At 72.0% G+C, this 1,798-nt stretch carries 2 protein-coding genes and 2 pseudogenes; all 4 read right to left on the bottom strand.

The features are described from left to right. Positions 1-182 (bottom strand): annotated as a pseudogene (locus tag AB0M29_RS45115) (dehypoxanthine futalosine cyclase); the annotation flags it as partial. Beyond that, positions 179-1,120, bottom strand: coding sequence for a menaquinone biosynthesis protein (locus AB0M29_RS45110; protein WP_365393665.1), 942 nt, complete (start codon positions 1,118-1,120; stop codon positions 179-181). The pseudogene AB0M29_RS45115 and the gene AB0M29_RS45110, both read right to left, overlap by 4 nt. Continuing rightward, positions 1,120-1,383, bottom strand: a complete 264-nt coding sequence (locus AB0M29_RS45105) for a ferredoxin (protein WP_365393663.1) — start codon at positions 1,381-1,383, stop codon at positions 1,120-1,122. The genes AB0M29_RS45110 and AB0M29_RS45105 overlap by 1 nt, the downstream gene beginning before the upstream one ends. A gap of 43 nt (positions 1,384-1,426) precedes the next feature. Then, positions 1,427-1,798: pseudogene (locus tag AB0M29_RS45100) on the bottom strand (aminofutalosine synthase MqnE); the annotation flags it as partial.

Below are 1,798 nucleotides of genomic sequence, written 5' to 3'. Positions count from 1 at the left end.
TACGTGGCGATGTGCTCGGTGCCCGCGTACCGGCGCCGGCGCACCGCGTCGGCCGCCGCACCCAACGCGTGCAGAGGCGCCGACCGGTACAGATCCAGCGCCTCCTCCGGAGTGATCCGCCCACCGTCGGCGGCACGGGCGAGGACGGTTGGGAGAGACACATCGGCAGGGGCGGCGGTCATCGCGGTTCCTCCGGCTCGGTGGTCGGTCGCCCGGCCGGTCCGCCGGGTGAGACGGATGCGTGGGCGAGGACGGTGACGGTCGTATCGGGGGCGAAGCCCGCCCGCGCGCCGCCGGCCAGGCGTGCGAACTCCGCGATCCCGGCCAGCTGTGCGGAGCCCAGGGTGTAGTCCAGTGCCCGGGTGAAGTACCGGTGCAGGAAGTCGGGCGGGTAGGGCGTCCACCGGGCGGCGTGCGCGCAGATCCGGTCGATCTCCCGCAGACCGACGTCGCGGCCGCGTACGAGCGCCCGGTGCACGTTCTCGACCGCGTCCGGCTCAGCGGCGAGGTAGGAGCGGCGGGCCGCGAAGAGCGCGAAGACGAAGGGGAGTCCCGTCCAGTCCTTCCACATCGCCCCGAGGTCGTGCACTTGCAGGCCCAGCCGCGGTGCCTCGTGGAGCGAGGCGTGCAGGGCCGCGTCGCCGATGAGGACGGCCGCATCGGCGCCTTCCAGCATGGCACCCGCGCCGCCGGAGGCGGGCCGGAAGACCGGCGAGACACCGACGCACCGGTCGAGGAGGAGTTCCGCCAGCAGGATGGAGGTGCGGCTGGTGGTCGACAGCGCGACGGTGCGGCCGTCCAGCTCCTTCAGCGGGCCCCTGCTGACGATCAGACAGGACATGACCGGCCCGTCGCTGCCGATGGCCGGCTCCGGCAGGGCGACCAGATCGTCCTGGTGGCGGAGGAACTCGACCAGACTGATCGGGCCCACGTCGAGGCGCCCGTCGGTGAGGGCCGCGCTCAGCCGGTCGGGGGTGTCGGCGGTGATGTCGAGGTCGATCAGGGCGCCGTTGCGCCCCAGCCCCCAGTAGAGCGGCAGGCTGTTGAGGAAGTCCAGGTGCCCGACCCTGGGGCGGCGCTGCGGCCCGTCGGACCCGCCGGGGCGCACAGGGGAATCCATCAGCTCGCCTCCCCCGTGCCGCGGAGGTGGATGCACTCCCCGGGGCAGTCCTGCACGGACCGCACGACGTCGGCCGCGGCAGGCGCGGGGACACGGGCGGTCGCGCCGGGCTCGTAGAGCAACTCCTCGCCGCTGCCGCGGAGGTAGGCGAGCCCGTCGACGTCGAGTGCGAAGACGTCCGGGGCGTACTGGGCGCAGATTCCGTCCCCCGTGCAGAGGTCCTGGTCGATCCACACCTCGAGCGGTTCGTGATCGGTGGCCATCGCGTGCTGTCCCCCTCGTGTTGTCGAAATCCCTGACCGGGTGTCACACCCGCATGGGCTGCGGCGACTCCCGGCGCTCGCCGTCCGGGCCCGGGTACTCGCGGATGATCTCGTAACGGGTGTTGCGCTCCACCGGACGGAAGCCCGCGTCACGGATCAGGTCGAGGATGTCGTCCCTGGTCAGCTTGTTCGGGGTGCCGTAGTCGTCCGCGTCATGGGTGATCTTGTACTCCACGACCGAGCCGTCCATGTCGTCGGCGCCGTGGTTGAGCGCCAGCTGCGCGGTCGACAGACCGTGCATCACCCAGAACACCTTCACGTGCGGCACGTTGTCGAACAGCAGCCGCGAGACCGCGAAGGTCTTCAGCGCCTCCGCACCCGTCGCCATCGTGGTCCGCGCCTGCAGGGTGTTGCG

Source organism: Streptomyces sp. NPDC051976, assembly GCF_040680795.1.
Taxonomy (GTDB): domain Bacteria; phylum Actinomycetota; class Actinomycetes; order Streptomycetales; family Streptomycetaceae; genus Actinacidiphila.
This window is presented reverse-complemented; position numbering and strand designations above follow the sequence as displayed.

Bases quoted from the DNA above. Each gene is read 5' to 3' on its own strand.
- AB0M29_RS45110 (WP_365393665.1), bottom strand. From the start codon at position 1,120: ATGGATTCCCCTGTGCGCCCCGGCGGGTCCGACGGGCCGCAGCGCCGC.
- AB0M29_RS45105 (WP_365393663.1), bottom strand. From the start codon at position 1,383: ATGGCCACCGATCACGAACCGCTCGAGGTGTGGATCGACCAGGACCTC.